A 17,039-nucleotide genomic window follows, 5' to 3' on the forward strand; every position below is an offset into this window, starting at 1 on the left:
AACTGACGCAAGGGGGCCGGCGGCCCGAAGCTGTGGCCCCAGCCGCAGTGTGGACAGCAGTATGGACGGGGGATGAAAACCTCGCATCCGCCCGGCGTTATGGTTCCGGACCGGTTGGCATGGGCCCTCCGGGTGACCATTTTCACGAGGGAGCGGTTCGTGACGAGTCGTTCCCGTGTTCCGCCCGAGAATTCCCTGGCCTCAAGAAAGTCCTGATGTCCGTTCCGCCCCGTTCCCGCCGCACCGGTTTCCCGATCGAGGTTCATGGCGCGTTTCGCCAGTTGCAGGGCGCGCTCGCGAGGCTGCGCGGAAAATCGAGCCGGCCCTTGCCGGAGGCCCAGGCCGAGGGCTGCATTACGGCGGCGTCCTACAACGTCCATAAATGCGTGGGCATGGATAAGCGGTTCGACCCCAACCGGATCATCGGTGTCATCGCCGAGCTGAACGCGGATGTGCTCGCCCTTCAGGAGGCCGACCGGCGCTTCGGCCAGCGGACCGGGCTTTTCGATGTCACCGCGCTGGAAAAGCGCACCGGCCTCACCGTGCTGCCGGTCGCCGATACGCCCGGCGGGCATGGCTGGCACGGAAATGCCCTGCTGGTGCGCGAGGGCCGCCTGTTGCGCCTGCGCCGGATCGACCTGCCCGGCGCCGAGCCGCGCGGCGCGCTGATCGCCGAGCTCATGCTGCCCGCGGGGCGCATCCGCGTCATCGCGACGCATCTCGGCCTCATGCGCCGCCACCGCGCCATGCAGGCGGCGCGGCTCCTGGCGGCCATCGCCGAGGGCGACCGCAGCGCCCATACCCCGATGCCGACGCTGCTGATGGGCGACCTCAACGAGTGGCGGCCGGGCGTGCCCTCCTCGCTGATCGCGCTGGAGCAGGTCTTCGGCCCGCTGATCGGCGGCGCGCCGAGCTTTCCCTCGCGGCTGCCCTTCCTGGCGCTGGACCGGATCCTGGGCACGCCGCAGGGCATCGTCTCGAGCGTGGAGGCACACAGCACGCCGCTGGCGCGCCTGGCCTCGGACCATCTGCCGCTGAAGGCGCGGATCGATCTCGCGGCCGCGCAGCAGGCGGCGAGAGCCGCCTAGAGCTTTTCCCGATCGAACAGGCTTACTTCGAAGGCTCTGGCCTGTTGCTTTTCGAGCATTTCCACCCAATCAGCCGAAGTCAGCTCGCCGGTTCGAAGCGCTGCTGGAGGTTCGAGCGATCGGCCAGGGCGATGCTCTGCGAGAAGCTCTCGCGCCGGGCGATGTTGGTCGCGGCCAGGGTGCGCAGCCGGTCCGTCCCCGGCGCGCCGCTCGTCACCTGGACCTGCGGCACCACGGTGAAGGCCGAGCTTGGGCCATAGCCGCGCGCCTGCGGCCCGGCATCGGCGAAGGAGAAGCCCCCGGCGCCGGGGCGCAGGGTCGCCTGGGCGCCCGCCGGCAGCCGCGCCACGATCGGCGAGACGTTGTCGGGCCGCAGCCGCAGGACGAGCGGGGCCGAGGCGACCGCGCGCGGGAGCGCCGTGGAGGTGGCGCGGGCCGCCGCGACGGCGGCGCGGGTACCGGGCGAGACACGCTCCACCGCCGCCTCGATGCGGGCGCTGCGGGCGGTGATGTTGTCGCGGATCTGCCCGCCCTGGGACACGTCGCGGCGCAGGCGGCCCTCGGCGGCGGCGAGCCTGCGCGCGCCCTCGGCGGGGGGGATCGTGCCCGCTTCCGCCTCGGAGCGGATGACCCGCACCTCGGTCCAGCGGCAATAGAGCAGGGCGTCGAAGGAGATCTGCAGGCGTTCGAGGGCCACGTTCTCACGCGCCAGCTCGGCCTCCAGCTCCGCGGCGGTGGGGGGCGCCGCGCGGCGCGGCGGCTCGCCGAAGAGATCGCCGGCGGAGACGAAGACCACGACCTGGGGGCCGCAGGAATCGGCGGGGTCGATCACGACCTGGCTCGAGCCCGTCGGCCCAGGGGGCGGGACGCAGGCGGCCAGGAGGCCGAGCGATCCGGCCAGGGCGACGGCGCGGAGAGGGAAGGCGGCAAACGACATGTCGAAACCTCAATCTTCACGAAACATGCTAGACCATGCTCACGCAAAGTCGAGTAAAGAGCGGGCCCGGGCGTTGCGGGGTACGACGAATTCTCCGCTCTTGCGCGGATCGTCCAGAACGACATGATCCTGTCCCATGAGCATCCGCACGAAATTCAACCTCGGACTTCTGGCGGTCTTCGCCCTGGCATTCGCCTCGGCCTGGGTCTTCCTCGACCGACAGTTCGTCACAACGGCCCGGAACGAGGTCCTGCAGAACGCCCGCGTCATGCTGAGCGCCGCGAACGCCGTGCGCGAGTACACGGTGCGCGACGTGGTTCCGGTGGTCACGCGCAACAATCCCGGCTGGATCGCGCCGCTGACCGTGCCTTCCTACGCGGCCCAGACCAACCTGCGGACCATGCGCAACGAGCTTCCGGACTACACCTACAAGGAAGCCGCGCTGAACCCGACCAACCTGAACGACCGGGCGCTCGACTGGGAGGCGGATTTCATCAATGGCTTCCGCAACAACCCGCGCATGCTCGAGGCCATCGGCGAGCGCGAGACGCCCAACGGGCGCGTGCTGACCCTCTCGCGCCCCATCACCATCCGCGACGAGGCCTGCCTCACCTGCCATTCCACCCCCGAGGCCGCGCCGCCGCGCATGGTGCAGGTCTATGGCGCGGCGAACGGCTTCGGCTGGCGGATGAACGAGACGATCGGCGCGCAGCTGGTCTCGGTGCCGATGAACCTCGCTCTCGGCAATGCCCGGCGGAACCTGCACAGCGCCATGGCCATCCTCTTCGGCACCTTCCTCGCCATGATGCTGGTGCTGAACGCGCTGCTGCACCTGGTCGTGATCCGGCCGGTCACGCGCATGTCGCGCGCGGCGACGGCGGTCAGCCTCGGCCAGTCCACCGAGTCCGATACCTTCGAGGCGGCGGGCAAGGACGAGATCTCCGAGCTCGGCCGGGCCTTCACCCGCATGCGCCGCAGCCTGGACCAGGCCGTGAAGATGCTGGACGGCTGAGCGCATGAGCGACAATGCCGCGCCGCCCGTCCGCTTCGGACGGTACGAGGCGCAGGAGGTTCTCGGCGCAGGCGCCATGGGCCGGGTCTACAAGGCGCATGACCCGCTGATCGACCGCACCGTCGCGGTGAAGACCATCCGCGCCGACCTGCTGGAGCCCGAGGACCGTCCGGAATTCCTCGAGCGCTTCCGCACCGAGGTCCGCGCGGCGGGCCGCTGCGCCCATCCCTCCATCGTCGCCGTCTACGACTTCGCCGACGACGCCGACCCACCTTATATCGTGATGGAGTTCGTGCAGGGCCGCGCGCTCTCCTCCATCCTACGGGGCGATCCGGTGGCCCGCGCCGCCGCCGTCCCGCTGCTGACACGGGCCATGCTCCAGGTGCTGGACGGGCTGGGGGCGGCGCATGCGCTGGGCGTGGTCCATCGCGACATCAAGCCCGGCAACATCATGGTGACGCCGCAGGGCCAGCCCAAGATCGCCGATTTCGGCATCGCGCGGCTCGGGCTCTCGGCGCTGACGGCGGCGGGCGGCGTGGTCGGCACGCCCTCCTACATGGCGCCCGAGCAGGCCATGGGGCACGCGGTCGACCATCGGATCGACCTCTTCGCCGCGGCCGCGGTGCTCTACGAGATCCTGCTCGGCAAGCCGCCCTTCGCGGCCCCCAGCCTGGCCGAGACCCTGCTGCGCCTGACCGCGCCCGAGCCCGCCGATCTCGGCGCCCTGGCCGGCACCTCCCTGGGCGCGGTGCTGGCGCGCGGCCTCGCCAAGGATCGCGACCTGCGCTTCGCCTCGGCCGAGGACTTCGCCGGGGCGCTGCGCACGGCGCTGGCCGGCGGCGTGCTGCCGGCCCCCGAGGACCATGAGGAAGCCACGCGCGTTCTGGCGCCCGCCGCGCCGCCGACCACCGCCTTCGACCCGCGGCTGGTGGAGCGGCTGCGCGCGGATCTCACGAGCCGGCTTGGGCCCCTGGCGGTCACGCTGCTGCGCCGCGCCGTCTCCGGCTCGGCCAGCGAGGACGAGCTGCTGCGCGCCTGCGCGGCGATGATCGAATCCCCCGAGGAGCGCGTGGCCTTCCTCAAGCTGCATGGCGCCGCCGCCGAGCCCGCCCCGACCGCGACCCGCCCGCCCACCCTGACGCCGACGCTCGGCGCGGGACATCCCTTCGAATTTCCCCCCGGGAGCCGCGAGGCCGCGACCGAGGCGCTCGCTTTCGTGGTGGGGCCGCTTGCCAAGATCCTGGTGCAGAAGGCGGCGGCGCGCAGTCAGGATGCGGCGGGCTTTATCGACCTGCTTTGCGGCCATGCCACGGCCCAGGAAGCGCCGGAGCTGCGGCGCAAGCTCGCCGGGCTGTTCCGATCGTAATTTGCGGCGCCTGCCGGCGCATGCTCTTGTCGGCGGCCCCAACCGCCGCCTGAGATGCACCTGACCCTCCGTTCCTGGCCGCTGCTGCTGGCCCTCGGCCTTTCCGCCTGCGCGTCCGGCGCGGCGCCGTCCTCGGAGGGCTGCGCCGCCATCGCCGGCGTGCTCGGCCGGCAGATGGCGGCGAGTGGGCTGGCCTGGACCGGCGAGCCGCCAGGCCGCGCGGGAATGATCGTCGCGGCGCGCACGGCCAACCTCCATCTGATGCTCTCCCAGGAAGCGGCCACCCAGCTCTTCGAATGCCGATCCGCCGAGGCCGGGGAGGTGCGCGAGGACCAATTGGCCGGCCGCACCTGGCGGGTGACGGCGGCGGTCCGTATCGCGCGCATCCGCGCCCAGCTGCGCGAGGAGATCGAGGCCGCGCTGCTGGTGTCCGAGCGGATGGCCGCCGCGGACGCGGCCGTCGTCGCCGGCCCCGCCGCGCGGGCCGCCCGCGCGGCGCCCACCAACCGCGCGGAGGCGCGCCAGGAGGCGGAGCTGCGCATCCTCCTCTCCGCCCATGCCGCCCGCCGCGAGAGCTTCGGGGCGACAATGCTGCTGGCCGGGCAGTTCACCGATACCGATATGGGCCGCGACGAGCCGGGCCGATAATGCCTGCTGGCAAGCGGGACCTTCGGCGCTAGTCTATGCCGCTTCAGGGGGCGGCGCGATTCATGGCGGAACAGGTCGGCAAGTACGAGATTCGCGGTCGGCTCGGCGCGGGGGCCATGGGCACCGTGCTCGATGCCTTCGACGTCGTGATCGAGCGCCGCGCCGCCCTCAAGGTGATCCCCAAGCCCGCCGCCGGCGACGTGGAAGGGCAGGAATCCCTCGCCCGCTTCAAGCGCGAGGCCCAGGCCGCCGGCCGGCTCAACCATCCCAATATCGTCGCCGTCTATGACTACGGCGAGGACGACGCCAATGCCTGGATCGCCATGGAGCTGGTCGAGGGCGGCACGCTCAAGCAGGTGATCGACCGCGAGGAACGCTTCGCGCCGCCCGAGATCGGGCGGGTGATGGAGCAGATCCTCGCCGGGCTCGACTACAGCCACAAGCGCGGCGTGGTGCACCGGGACATCAAGCCGGCCAATATCATGCTGACGGCGGACGGGACGGTGAAGATCGCCGATTTCGGCATCGCCCGCATCGAGAACTCCTCGATGACGCAGGTCGGCACCATCATGGGCACCGTGGCCTATATGGCGCCCGAGCAACTCCGCGGCGAGCCGGTGGATGCGCGGGCGGATATCTGGGCCTCCGGCGTGCTGCTCTACCAGCTGTTGACCGGCATGAAGCCCTTCGACGGCAATATCACCGCCGTCCAGCACAAGGCGATCCACACCGAGCCGACGGCGCCCTCCATTCTCTCCGTCACCGCGCCGCGCGCTTTCGATGCGGTGATCTCCAAGGCCTTGGCCAAGCGCCCGGAGGACCGTTTCGCTTCCGCCGCCGCCTTCGCCGAGGCGATCCGCGCGGCACTGGCCGGACCGGCGGCGGCCCCGCTGCCCATGGCCGATGCCGATGCGACGGTGGTCTCCGCCACGATGCGTCCCGCCGCCCCCGCGCCCGTCGCGCCGCCGGCCAAGGCGAAGTCCGGCCCGCCGGTGATGCTCATCGGCGGCGGCGTCGCGGCCGCGCTGGTGGCCGGAGCGGCAGCCTTCATGTTCCTCGGCGGCACGGCGCCCACGCCGGCCCCGGCGCCGGCGGTGATCGCGCTGGCCCCGGCGGTCCCGCAGCCGCCCGCGGTCACGCCCTCCGCGCCGGTCGCGGTCACGCCTTCCGCGCCGGTCGCGCCGCCGCCCACGACGCCGGCGCTGCGCCCGGCGGATCCCGTGGCGCTGCAGCCCGCCCCTGCCGTTCCGGCGCCCGTCCTCGTCGCGCCCACGCCGGTGCCGCCGACGCCGTCGGGGCAGGGCAATGCCGGCACCTTCCCCTCGGCGCCCCTGCCGGCCCCCGACCGGCCGACGCCGCCCCAGCAGCTGGCCCTCGCGCCGCGTCCCGCGCTCGATTTCCGCGCCGCCGCCCGCGCGGCGGCGGCCGCGCCGGCCTGCGGGCTGATCGCCGCTTCCGCCACGGATGATGCGCTGACCCTGCAGGGCGTGCTGCGTCGGGGTGAGGACAGCGCGCTGCGCCGGGCGCTCGCCGCGCGCGACATCCCGCTCGCCTCGGCCCGCATGTCGGTGCAGGGCTTCGACGGACCCTATTGCCCGGCCACGGATGTGCTGCGGCCCTATCTCGCCGCGCTGGACACGGGGCCGAACGTGCGCCCTGTCGGCAATCTGCCGCTGGTCAACGGCCAGCTCCTGCGCTTCGACGTCACCATGCCGGACTGGGCAGGCAATCTCTACGTCGCCTATTTCATGAGCTCGGGCGAGGTCGCGCATCTGGTGCCCTCGGCCCCGCATCCAGCCAATGCCACGGTCCGCCTGGGCGAGCCCAGGGCGGGCTTCCCGGGCTGGGAGGTCAGCGAGCCCTTCGGCACCGATCTGCTGGTGGCGATCGTCAGCGAAGGCCCGCTCTTCCCGGCCGCGCGCCCGGAGGTGGAGAAGCAGGAGAGCTATCTGGCGGCGCTGGCCGATGCGCTGCGCCAGGCGCGCGAGCAGAACCGGCGCGTGCAGATCCGGCCCTTCGTCATCGAGACGGCGGCGCGCTGATCCGGCGCGATCCGCCCCGGATTGCCGTTTTGCCGACGGGCTTCAGGCCGCCCGGCACGATCTCTCGGCCAGGCCGCCCGCCCCGTCGTCGGGGCTACCCATCTGGCGGTAAAGGAAAACGTGGGACGGCGGCGCCTTTGCGTATTTTCGTCCATCTGTCTGGACGCGCGAACGGCTTGCCCCCGCTGGCTTCTGCGGCTACGCCACGGTCGTCCCACACTGCCCCGGAAGGCCTTCCCGCATGTTCTCACGCCTGTTCGGCTTCCTCTCCGCCGACATGGCCATTGACCTCGGTACCGCCAACACGCTGGTTTACGTGAAGGGCCGGGGCATTGTGCTGAACGAGCCTTCCGTCGTCGCCATTTCCGACAATCGCGGCCGCAAGCAGGTTCTCGCCGTCGGCGAGGAGGCCAAGCAGATGCTCGGCCGCACGCCCGGCAACATCGCCGCCATTCGTCCGTTGCGCGACGGCGTGATCGCCGATTTCGAAGTGGCGGAGGAAATGATCAAGCATTTCATCCGCAAGGTGCATAACCGCCGCAGCTTCACTTCGCCGATGATCATCGTCTGCGTGCCCTCCGGCTCCACCGCCGTCGAGCGCCGCGCGATCCAGGAGAGCGCCGAGAGCGCGGGGGCGCGCAAGGTGCTCCTCATCGAGGAGCCCATGGCCGCCGCGATCGGCGCCGGCCTGCCGGTGACCGAGCCCTCCGGCTCGATGGTCGTGGACATCGGCGGCGGCACCACCGAGGTCGCCGTGATCTCGCTCGGCGGCATCGTCTATGCCCGCTCGGTGCGCGTCGGTGGCGACAAGATGGACGAGGCGGTGATCAGCTACATCCGCCGCACCCATAACCTGCTGATCGGCGAGAGCTCGGCCGAGCGCATCAAGATGGGCATCGGCGCCGCCTCGCCGCCCTATGACAGCGAGGACGGTCCGCTCATGGAAGTGAAGGGCCGCGACCTGATGAACGGCGTCCCGCGCGAGGTCGTCGTCAGCCAGCGCGAGATCGCGATGTCGCTGATGGAGCCGGTCACGCAGATCGTGGACGCGGTGAAGGTCGCGCTCGAGAACACGCCGCCGGAGCTGGCCGCCGATATAGTGGACAAGGGAATCGTCCTGACGGGCGGCGGCGCGCTGCTCCACCGTCTGGACGAAGTGCTGCGCGATGCGACAGGCCTGCCCGTTGTCGTGGCAGAAGAGCCGTTGAACTGCGTCGCACTCGGCACGGGCCGGGCCCTGGAGGAGATCAAACGGCTTCGCCAGGTCCTCACTTCGATGTATTGATGGCGAACTGACTGAAGCCCGGATTACCCCCCTCGGGGTGGAGTGCCGATGATCCGTCTCAGTATCCCGCTGCGTCAGGCTCTCGCCCGGCTGTCATTGCCGGTGCTGATCGCGGCCGCCTTCGGCGCCATGCTGCTCGGCAAGGCTGATGCCTTGCTGATCGAGCGCGCCCGGATGGGCATCGCCGACGCGCTCTCGCCCATCTGGGGCGCCGTGCAGCAGCCGGTCTCTGCCGTGCGCGACGCGCTCTCCGAGGCACAGACGCTGTGGAACATCCGTGCCGAGAACAGCCGCCTCGTCGAGGAGAATGAGCGCCTGCGCCGTTGGCAGGCGACGGCCCTGGCGCTTGAGGCCGAGAACGCCCTGCTGCGCCGCCAACTCTCCTGGGTGCCCGAGCCCGCGCCGCAATTCCGCACGGCCCGCGTCGTCGCCGATGCCGGCGGCACCTATGCCCGCGCCGTACTGCTGGCCGCCGGGCCGCAGCACAATATCCGCAAGGGCCAGGTGGCGCTGGATGAGCGCGGCTTCGCCGGGCGCGTGACCGAGGTGGGCAGCCGCTCCGCCCGCGTGCTGCTCGCCACCGACATCAACAGCCGCATCCCCGTGACGCTGGAGGGCAGCCGCGCCCGCGCGATCATGGTCGGCAGCAACATGGCCCGCCCGCGGCTGCAGCATTGGCCCGAGGGCACGACGCCGCGCGAGGGCGACCGCGTGGTGACCAGCGCCCAGGCCGGCGCCTTCCCGGCGGGCCTGCCGGTCGGCGTGGTCCGCTGGAGCGAGAGCGGCGCCGCCGAGGTGGAGCTCTTCGCTCAGCTGGATCGGCTCGACGTGCTGCGCCTCTTCGACTTCGGCCTGTCCGGCATCCTGCCGCCCGAGGCCGTGGCGCGGCCCGAGCCGCGAGCTTCCGGTCGGCGCTGACGGCATGCACATCAAGGGTCGGCCCGAACCGCCGATGGGCCTGCTTCGGCGGCTGGATGCCGGCGCACGCGCGGGCTTCCCCGCCGTCTTCACGGGCTTCCTCATCATCCTGGCGGCCGTCCCCGTGGGCGTACCAGGGTTGATCGCGGCGCTGGCCCTGCCGGGCATATTCTTCTGGACGATCTTCCGGCCGGCTGCCATGCCCGCGCCCGTGGTGTTCCTCCTTGGCCTTCTGCAGGATCTGCTGTCCTTCGCCCCGCTCGGCGGTGGCATCCTGACCCTGCTCGTCGTGCATGGGGTGGCGCTGCGCTGGCGCGACGTGCTGGTGCGGCAGTCCTTCCTCGCGGCCTGGTTGATCTTCTGCGCCTTCGCCGCCGGCGCGGCCGCGCTCGGCTGGGGGCTGGAGGCCGTGCTCGGCTGGCACCTGCCGCCGATGACGCCCGGCATCACGCAGTTCGGCGTCTCGGTCGGGCTCTATCCCATGTTCGCCTGGGCGCTGACCCGGCTGCACACGGCCATGCGCCGGGCGGAGCTGGCCCTGTGAAACTCCCCAAGATCCTCCAGCTGCGGCGCGAGAAGGGCGGCATTGCCAATTTCACCATGCGCGGCGTCAAGCGCGAGGAGGAGCAGCGCCGCTCCGTCTTCACCCGCCGCGCCCTGCTGCTGGCCGGCAGTCAGCTCGGCCTCTTCGGCTTCCTGGGCTTCCGGCTGCACAAGCTGCAGGTCGAGCAGGGCGAGCGCTATGCGACGCTGGCCGAGGAGAACCGGCTCTCGGCGCGCCTGCTCTCGCCTCCGCGCGGGCGCGTGCTGGACCGCAACGGCACGGTGGTCGCCGGCAACCGGCTGAATTGGCGCGCTTTGCTGGTCGCCGAGCAGACCTCCGACGTCGGCGCCACGCTGGAGACCTTCAACCGCATCGTCCCGCTCGCCGATCACGAGCGCGCCCGCATCGAGCGCGAGATGCGCCGCCGCCGCCGCTTCGTGCCCGTCATCGTGCGCGAGTTCCTGGCCTGGGAGGAGATGGCGCGCATCGAGGTCAATGCGCCGGACCTGCCGGGCATCCTCATCGATGTCGGCACCACGCGCATCTATCCCGAGGCGGAGCACCTCGCCCATATCGTGGGCTATGTCGCCCCGCCCGCCGAGCGCGACATGGACGGCGATCCGCTGCTGCAGCTGCCCGGCATCCGGGTGGGGCGCGCGGGGATCGAGCGCCATCACGACCTCGCCATGCGCGGCCGCGCGGGCGCGGTGCAGCTGGAGGTGAACGCCGTCGGGCGCATCATCCGCGAGCTCGACCGCCGCGAGGGCCAGCCGGGCCAGGACATCGAGATCAGCGTCGACACCGAGCTGCAGAAGACCATCCGCGGCAAGATCGAGGAGGGCACCTCGATCGTCGTGATGAACGCGCGCAACGGCGAGGTGCTGGCCATGGCGAGCCAGCCGAGCTTCGACCCCAACGTCTTCAATGCCGGCGTGAGCAATGCGCAGTGGCGCCAGCTCACCTCCAATCGCGCGACGCCGCTCATCAACAAGGCGACCAACGGGCTTTACGCGCCTGGCTCCACCTTCAAGATGGTGGTGGCCCTGGCCGGGCTGGAGGCACGGGTGATCGGGCCGGGCGAGCGAATCTACTGCCCTGGGCATTTCGACCTGGGCGAGAGCCGCTTCCACTGCTGGAACCGTTCCGGCCATGGCGGGATGGACATGCGCACCGGCATCAAGCTGAGCTGTGACGTCTATTTCTATGAGCTGGCCAAGCGCCTGGGCATCAACCGGATCGCCGCCATGGGGCGGCGCTTCGGCATGGGCGTGGACCTCGACATCGAGCTGCCGGGCGCAAGGCGCGGGCTGATGCCCACGCGCGAATGGCGCGAGGCGCAGGGCCGCGGCTGGGCGCTGGGCGACACGGTGGTGCATGGCATCGGCCAGGGCTTCTACCAGCTCACGCCGCTGAGCCTCGCGACGATGACCGCGCGGCTGGCGACGGGCCGGGCGGTGCAGCCGCATCTGACACGCAGCATCGGCGGGCGGCCGGCGCGCGGCGGGCGGCCGGACGACTGGCCCGCCATGGGCGTCGCCGACCGGGACATACGCCTGGTGCGCGACGCCATGTGGGCGGTGGTGAACGAGGCCGGCGGCACGGCGGCGATCGCCAGGCTTCCGGGCGGCTTCGGCCAGATGTCGGGCAAGACGGGCACCACCCAGGTGCGCCGCGTCTCGCGCGAGCAGCGCGAGCGCGGCTTCCGCGTGGAGAGCCTGCCGCGGGAATACCGGCCGCACGCGCTCTTCGTCGGCTTCGCGCCGCACGACAACCCGCTCTATGCGGTGAGCGTGATCGTGGAGCACGGCACCTCCGGCTCGGCGGCCGCGGCGCCCCTGGCCCGCGATGCGATGTTCGAGACCTTCAACCGCTTCCGCGTGGCCCCTTCCCAGCCAGGCCAGCGGGTCGCCGACGTGGTGCGCGGGACGTGACGCCCGTGAACGCCGACCGGTCGCAAGGCGCCCGGCGCCGCCCAACCGCCGCGCGGCGAAGGCAAGCCGGCGGAGCCGGCGCCCGCCGTCTGAGGGCCTAAGAACATGTCCGGCTCGACCGTTTTCGAAAAACGCCTGCTCACCCGCGATCGCGGGTCGGGAATCCTGCAGAAGCTCTGGCAGATCCCCTGGATCTTCGTGTTGCTGCTCAGCGCCGTCGCGGCGGTGGGCTATGTCGCACTCTATTCGGCCGGCGGCGGCAATCCGGACCTCTACGCCACCAAGCACGCGCTGCGCTTCGGCTTCTGCCTAGTGATGATGCTGTGCATCGGCTTCGTGGACATCCGGTTGATCGCGCGGGCCGCGCCCCTCGCCTATGTGGTGGGCATCGGCCTGCTGGTCATGGTCGCGCTGCACGGCGAGGTGGGGAAGGGCGCGCAGCGCTGGATCGACCTCGGCCCGCTGCAGCTCCAGCCCTCGGAGCTGATGAAGATCGTCCTGGTGCTGACCCTGGCCGCCTGGTTCCACCGGGCGAGCTGGGAGCGGGTGGGCAATCCCCTGTTCCTGGTGATCCCGGCGATCCTGGTGATCGTCCCCGTCGGGCTGATCTTCAAGCAGCCGAACCTCGGCACCTCGCTCATCACGGCCATGCTGGGCGGGGCGATGTTCTGGGCGGCGGGCGTGCGCTGGTGGAAGTTCGCGGCGATCATCGCTGCGGGGGTGGCGGCGGTGCCCATCGTCTACGAGAACCTGCGCGACTATCAGCGCGCCCGCATCACGACCTTCCTCGATCCGGAATCCGACCCGCTCGGCGCCGGCTACAACATCATCCAGTCCAAGATCGCGCTGGGCTCGGGCGGGCTCTGGGGCAAGGGCTTCCTGCAGGGCACGCAGGGCCACCTGAACTTCCTGCCGGAGAAGCAGACGGACTTCATCTTCACCATGATCGCCGAGGAATTCGGCCTCGTCGGCGCCATGGGCACGCTGGTGCTGCTGATGCTGGTGGTGGGCTTCTGCTTCCTGGTGGCGCTGCGCTGCAAGCACCAGTTCGGCCGGCTCCTCGCGATCGGACTCGGGACGAACTACTTCCTTTATGTCTTCGTGAACGTGGCGATGGTGACGGGCAGCATCCCCGTGGGCGGCGTGCCGCTGCCGCTGATCAGCCACGGCGGCTCGGCCATGCTCACCACCATGCTGGGCTTCGGGCTGCTCATCAGCGCCTGGGTGCATCGCGATGCCGAGTTCGGGGCCGCGCGCGACTGAGCCCACCGTCTTTCCAACCCGTCTTTCCAAGCCGTCGGGCCTCGCGTCAAATGACGCCAGGCCCGCGAGAGGCCGCAAGGGAGGCCGCCTGACGCGGCCCAACAGGACTGGGGAATCTCGGATGGATATCGGTTATCTGGGCGTGACGGAGCTCGGCGCGCTGTACCGGGCGCGGAAGCTTTCGCCGGTCGAGGTCGCGCAGGCCGTGCTCGACCGCATGGCGCAGGTCGAGCCGCGGGTGAATGCCATGATGCGCTTCACCCCGGAGCATGCCCTGGAGGCCGCTCGGCGTTCGGAGGCCGTGTTCCTGTCGGGCGAGACGCCGCGCCTGCTGGAGGGCATCCCCTTCACCATCAAGGACCTGCAGCACACCAAGGGTGTGCAGACCGATTTCGCGACCGCCATCCTGCAGGGCACGATCCCCGATGTGGACGCGCCCTGCGTCAGCCGGCTGCACGACGCCGGCGGGATGATGGTGGGCAAGACCACCTCGGCCAGCGAATGGGGCTGGAAGGGCGTGAGCCAGGCCATGATCTCCGGCATCACGCACAATCCCTGGGGCAAGGGGCTGAATGCGGGGGCCTCCTCCTCCGGCGCGGGGGTGGCGGCGGCCTGCGGCTATGGGCCGCTGCACCAGGGCGGCGACGGGGCGGGCTCGATCCGCATGCCGGCGCATTTCTCGGGCGTCTATGGGTTCAAGCCGACGCATGGCCGCGTGCCCAACTGGCCGATGTCCAACAACGAGCTCGCCACCCATATCGGCCCGCTGACGCGCCGGGTGGAGGATGCCGCGCTGATGACCCAGGCGATGGCCGGGCCGCATGTGTGGGACTACACCTCGCTCGAGGCGCCGCCGCAGGATTATGCGGGTCAGCTGAATGCGGCGAGCATGAAGGGCAAGCGCATCGCCTATACGCGCGACCTCGGCCATGCCCGCGTCGATCCCGAGGTCGCCGAGGTGGTCGAACGCGCGGTGAAGGCCTTCGAGGAGATGGGCGCGCAGATCGAGGAGGTGACGCCCGAATGGGGACCTCTCGGCCCCGAGCTGGTGCGCTTCTTCTGGCCGGCGACCTTCAGCGGGCGGATCGAGAGCCTGCCGGAATTCGAGAGCCGGATGGATCCGGGCTTCGTGGCGATGATCAAGCACGCCTCGAGCTTCACCGCGCCGCAATACATGCAGATGCGGCTGCGGCGCTTCGCCTATGTCCAGCAGATCCACGAGTTCATGGAGGGCTACGACTTCCTGCTCTCGCCGGCCGCGAGCGTGGCTGCCTTCCCGGCGGACCGGCTGCAGCCCGAGCACTGGCCGCAGCATGATTGGGATTGGCTGATGTGGGCGGAATTCTCCTACCCCTTCAACTGGTCGGGCAGCCCGGCGGCGAGCCTGCCTTGCGGCTTCACCCCCGCCGGCCTGCCGGTCGGGCTGCAGGTCGTAGGGCGGCGCTTCGACGACCTGGGCGTGCTGCAGGCCAGCGCCGCCCTCGAGGCGGCGCGGCCCTGGGCGCAGCTCAGGCCGCCCTTGGCAGGCTGATCAGTCCGGCAGGATCGCGCCGACCTGGTCCACGATCCGCCCGTAATATTGCGGGCGGCGGTGTGCGGCGAAGTTGAACATCTTCTCCTTGCCCTGCTTGCAGTCGTCGAGATCGACCTCGGCGATGATCAGCTCGTCGGCCAGCGTCTTGGCCTGGGCGACCACGATGCCGTTCGGGCTGACGATGCACGAACCGCCGATCAGGCCCGAGCCGTCCTCGTCGCCGGCCTTGGCGACGCTGACCGCCCAGGTGGCGTTCATATAGGCGTTGGACTGGGCGGCCATGGTGGAGTGGAAGGTCCGCAGCTCGGCGCTTTCGGTGTCGCCGCCCAGCGGATCATAGGCCGCGGAGTTGTAGCCCATGACCATGAGCTCGACGCCCTGGAGGCCATAGACGCGCCAGCCCTCGGGCCAGCGGCGGTCGTTGCAGATGAGCATGCCCATGACGGGGCGGTGCCATTCGGGCGCGCCGCGGAAGGCGGGGAAGCCGAGGTCGCCATATTCGAAATAGCGCTTCTCCAGCTGCTGGAAGCGCGCGCCGGGGCGGGGCTCGACCGTGCCGGGGAGGTGGACCTTGCGGTACTTGCCCAGGATCTGCCCGTCGGGGCCCACGGTGATGGCGGTGTTGAAGCGCTGGCCCTCGGGCGTCAGCTCGGCATAGCCGAGGTGGAAGCCGACCTTCAGCTCGCGCGCCCGGTCGAAGAGCTTCTGGCAATTCGCGTTGGGCATCTCGCGCTCGTACCAGGTGTCGAGCTCCTGGGTGTTCTCGATCAGCCAGCGCGGGAAGAAGGTGGTGAGCGGGAGCTCGGGAAAGACGACCAGCTGGGCGCCCGCCTTCGCGGCGCCCTCCAGAAGGGCGATGAGCCGGTCGAGGGTATGCGCGCGGGTGTCGGCGCGCTGGATGGGGCCGGTCTGAGCGCCGGCGAGCGTGATCATGCGAGACATGGCCGGAAGCTGCCTTTTGGGGGGCGGCATGACAAGGCCGCCCCCGCCAGGAAAAATCAGCCCAGGAACGTCTCCGCATGCTGACGGGGCACGAAGCGGCCGGTGCCAGGCGTCGCCAGGACTTCCGTCCCGTTCCAGATGCAGCCGCCGCGCAGATAGGTCGCGGCCACGCGGCCCTTCATCTTCATGCCGTCATAGGGCGACCAGCGGTTCTCCTCGCGGTCCTGGATCTTCGCCGCGTCGTGGGTGAAGTCGCCGCGCTCCATGACCAGCAGGTCGGCGTCGCAGCCCTGGCGGATGGCGCCCTTCTTGGGGAAGAGCCCGTGGAACTTCGCCGGCCGCTCGGCGCAGAGCGAGGCCAGCAGCGTCGCGGGAAGGCCGCGCTGCTCCAGCAAGGTGAACATCAGCGGCGCGAAGCTCTGCAGCCCGGTGAGGCCGGCGCCGCAGGCGAAGATGTCGCCGCTGTATTCCTTCTTGTGGCGCGGCCAGGGCGCGTGGTCGGTCGAGACATAGGCGATCTTGCCCTCGGCCAGGCTCTGCCACATGCGCTCCACCTCGTCGGCCGTGCGGAAGGGAGGGTTGCACTTGCCGAAGCCCTGGAGCCGGACGAGGTCCTCCTCGGTCATGCACAGATACTGGATGCAAGCCTCGCCCGAGGTCTTGGCGCCCTGGTTGCGGAACAGCTCGGCGAGGTCGAAGCCGCGCGCAAGGGACGAGTGGGCGATATGGACATGCGCCCCGGTTTCCAGCGCCATCTCGAAGATGGCGAGGTCGGCCATGGTCTCGCAGAGCGGCGGGCGGGTGCGGGCATGCATGATGGGATCGGTGCGCCCGGTCGCGCGCGCGGCCGCGATCGCGCCCTCGACGATCTCCTGGTCCTCGTTGTGGATGGCCACCATCAGCCCGGTCTTGGCGATCTCGCGGAAGGCCGCTTCCATGGTCGTGTGGTCGATGCGCGGGAAGCGCACGGCGTCATACTCGTAGGTGGAGAGCTTGAAGGAGCAGACGCCCGCCGCGGCGAGGCCCGCGATCTCCTCCACGCCGCCGTCCTTCCGGATGGTGCCGTAGAGGGCCATGTCCACATGGCTCGTCGCGTTCACGACCTTCACCTTCTCGGCGAGGATCGTGGCGTCGGTCACGGGGCGCGGGATGTCGTAGGGCATGTCCACGCAGGTGGTGACGCCACCGGCCGCCGCCGTGCGCGAGGCACCCTCGATGCCCGGCCAGCCCAGCGCGCTGCTCGTGTGCATGTGGCCGTCGACGAGGCCCGGGAAGATCAGCAGGCCGCGATGATCCGCGACCTCCGCCGAGGCAGGGGGGACGCCTTGTCCGATCGCCGCGATCACGCCGCCGGAAACGCCGATCCAGCCGCCCTCCAGCACGCGGTCGCTCAGGACCAGATCGCCTCGTACCACCAGATCGAACGCCATACTTCAGAAATCCTCAGGCCATGTTGCACTGCATGCGGGGGCGCATAGGATGCGACCCACCAGGCATGGGATCAGGCTAGGCGCGCGTGGATGAGCCGC

14 protein-coding genes are annotated in these 17,039 nt (G+C 70.7%); 11 read left to right on the top strand and 3 right to left on the bottom strand.

What is annotated here, in order from left to right; all coding sequences use genetic code 11:
- Positions 1–215 precede the first annotated feature (215 nt).
- Entirely contained in the window at positions 216–1,088 is an 873-nt protein-coding gene (locus ACO057_RS17110; protein WP_421993816.1) for an endonuclease/exonuclease/phosphatase family protein, read from the top strand.
- Between the two features lie 79 nt (positions 1,089–1,167).
- Here ACO057_RS17110 and ACO057_RS17115 read toward each other — a convergent pair whose 3' ends face one another.
- Positions 1,168–2,025, bottom strand: coding sequence for a hypothetical protein (locus ACO057_RS17115; protein ID WP_421993817.1), 858 nt, complete (start codon positions 2,023–2,025; stop codon positions 1,168–1,170).
- 136 nt (positions 2,026–2,161) lie between these two features.
- Between ACO057_RS17115 and ACO057_RS17120 the strand changes: the two genes are divergently transcribed.
- From ACO057_RS17120 to ACO057_RS17165, 10 genes are all read left to right on the top strand, one after another.
- A complete protein-coding gene (locus ACO057_RS17120) occupies positions 2,162–3,037 on the top strand; it encodes a c-type heme family protein (protein ID WP_421993818.1) in 876 nt (291 codons plus the stop codon).
- A 4-nt stretch (positions 3,038–3,041) separates the two neighbouring features.
- Positions 3,042–4,403 carry a serine/threonine-protein kinase gene (locus ACO057_RS17125; protein ID WP_421993819.1) on the top strand — a complete coding sequence of 454 codons (1,362 nt, stop codon included), beginning with the start codon at positions 3,042–3,044 and terminating at the stop codon, positions 4,401–4,403.
- A 54-nt stretch (positions 4,404–4,457) separates the two neighbouring features.
- Positions 4,458–5,051 (top strand): hypothetical protein, encoded by a 594-nt coding sequence (locus tag ACO057_RS17130; RefSeq protein WP_421993820.1) that lies wholly within the window; start codon positions 4,458–4,460, stop codon positions 5,049–5,051.
- A 62-nt stretch (positions 5,052–5,113) separates the two neighbouring features.
- The gene (locus ACO057_RS17135; protein WP_421993821.1) at positions 5,114–7,093 is read left to right on the top strand and encodes a protein kinase domain-containing protein; all 1,980 of its coding nucleotides are present in this window, start codon (positions 5,114–5,116) and stop codon (positions 7,091–7,093) included.
- A gap of 241 nt (positions 7,094–7,334) precedes the next feature.
- A complete protein-coding gene (locus ACO057_RS17140; protein WP_421993822.1) occupies positions 7,335–8,378 on the top strand; it encodes a rod shape-determining protein in 1,044 nt (347 codons plus the stop codon).
- Positions 8,379–8,426: 48 nt separating this feature from the next.
- Entirely contained in the window at positions 8,427–9,296 is an 870-nt protein-coding gene (gene mreC / locus ACO057_RS17145) for a rod shape-determining protein MreC (protein ID WP_421993823.1), read from the top strand.
- 4 nt (positions 9,297–9,300) lie between these two features.
- Complete coding sequence (locus tag ACO057_RS17150; RefSeq protein ID WP_421993824.1) at positions 9,301–9,840, top strand: rod shape-determining protein MreD; 540 nt, start codon at positions 9,301–9,303, stop codon at positions 9,838–9,840.
- A 56-nt stretch (positions 9,841–9,896) separates the two neighbouring features.
- Entirely contained in the window at positions 9,897–11,771 is a 1,875-nt protein-coding gene (gene mrdA / locus ACO057_RS17155) for a penicillin-binding protein 2 (protein WP_421993877.1), read from the top strand.
- Positions 11,772–11,876: 105 nt separating this feature from the next.
- Positions 11,877–13,034, top strand: coding sequence for a rod shape-determining protein RodA (gene rodA, locus ACO057_RS17160; protein ID WP_421993825.1), 1,158 nt, complete (start codon positions 11,877–11,879; stop codon positions 13,032–13,034).
- 121 nt (positions 13,035–13,155) lie between these two features.
- Positions 13,156–14,565, top strand: a complete 1,410-nt coding sequence (locus tag ACO057_RS17165; protein ID WP_421993826.1) for an amidase — start codon at positions 13,156–13,158, stop codon at positions 14,563–14,565.
- Here ACO057_RS17165 and ACO057_RS17170 read toward each other — a convergent pair whose 3' ends face one another.
- Positions 14,566–15,510: an N-carbamoyl-D-amino-acid hydrolase gene (locus ACO057_RS17170; protein ID WP_421993827.1), complete on the bottom strand. Its 945-nt coding sequence runs from the start codon at positions 15,508–15,510 to the stop codon at positions 14,566–14,568.
- Between the two features lie 56 nt (positions 15,511–15,566).
- Positions 15,567–16,940: a dihydroorotase gene (locus tag ACO057_RS17175; RefSeq protein WP_421993828.1), complete on the bottom strand. Its 1,374-nt coding sequence runs from the start codon at positions 16,938–16,940 to the stop codon at positions 15,567–15,569.
- Positions 16,941–17,039 lie beyond the last annotated feature (99 nt).

It is taken from the genome of Roseococcus sp. (genome assembly GCF_965227005.1).
In the GTDB taxonomy this organism is placed as follows: Bacteria; Pseudomonadota; Alphaproteobacteria; order Acetobacterales; family Acetobacteraceae; genus Roseococcus.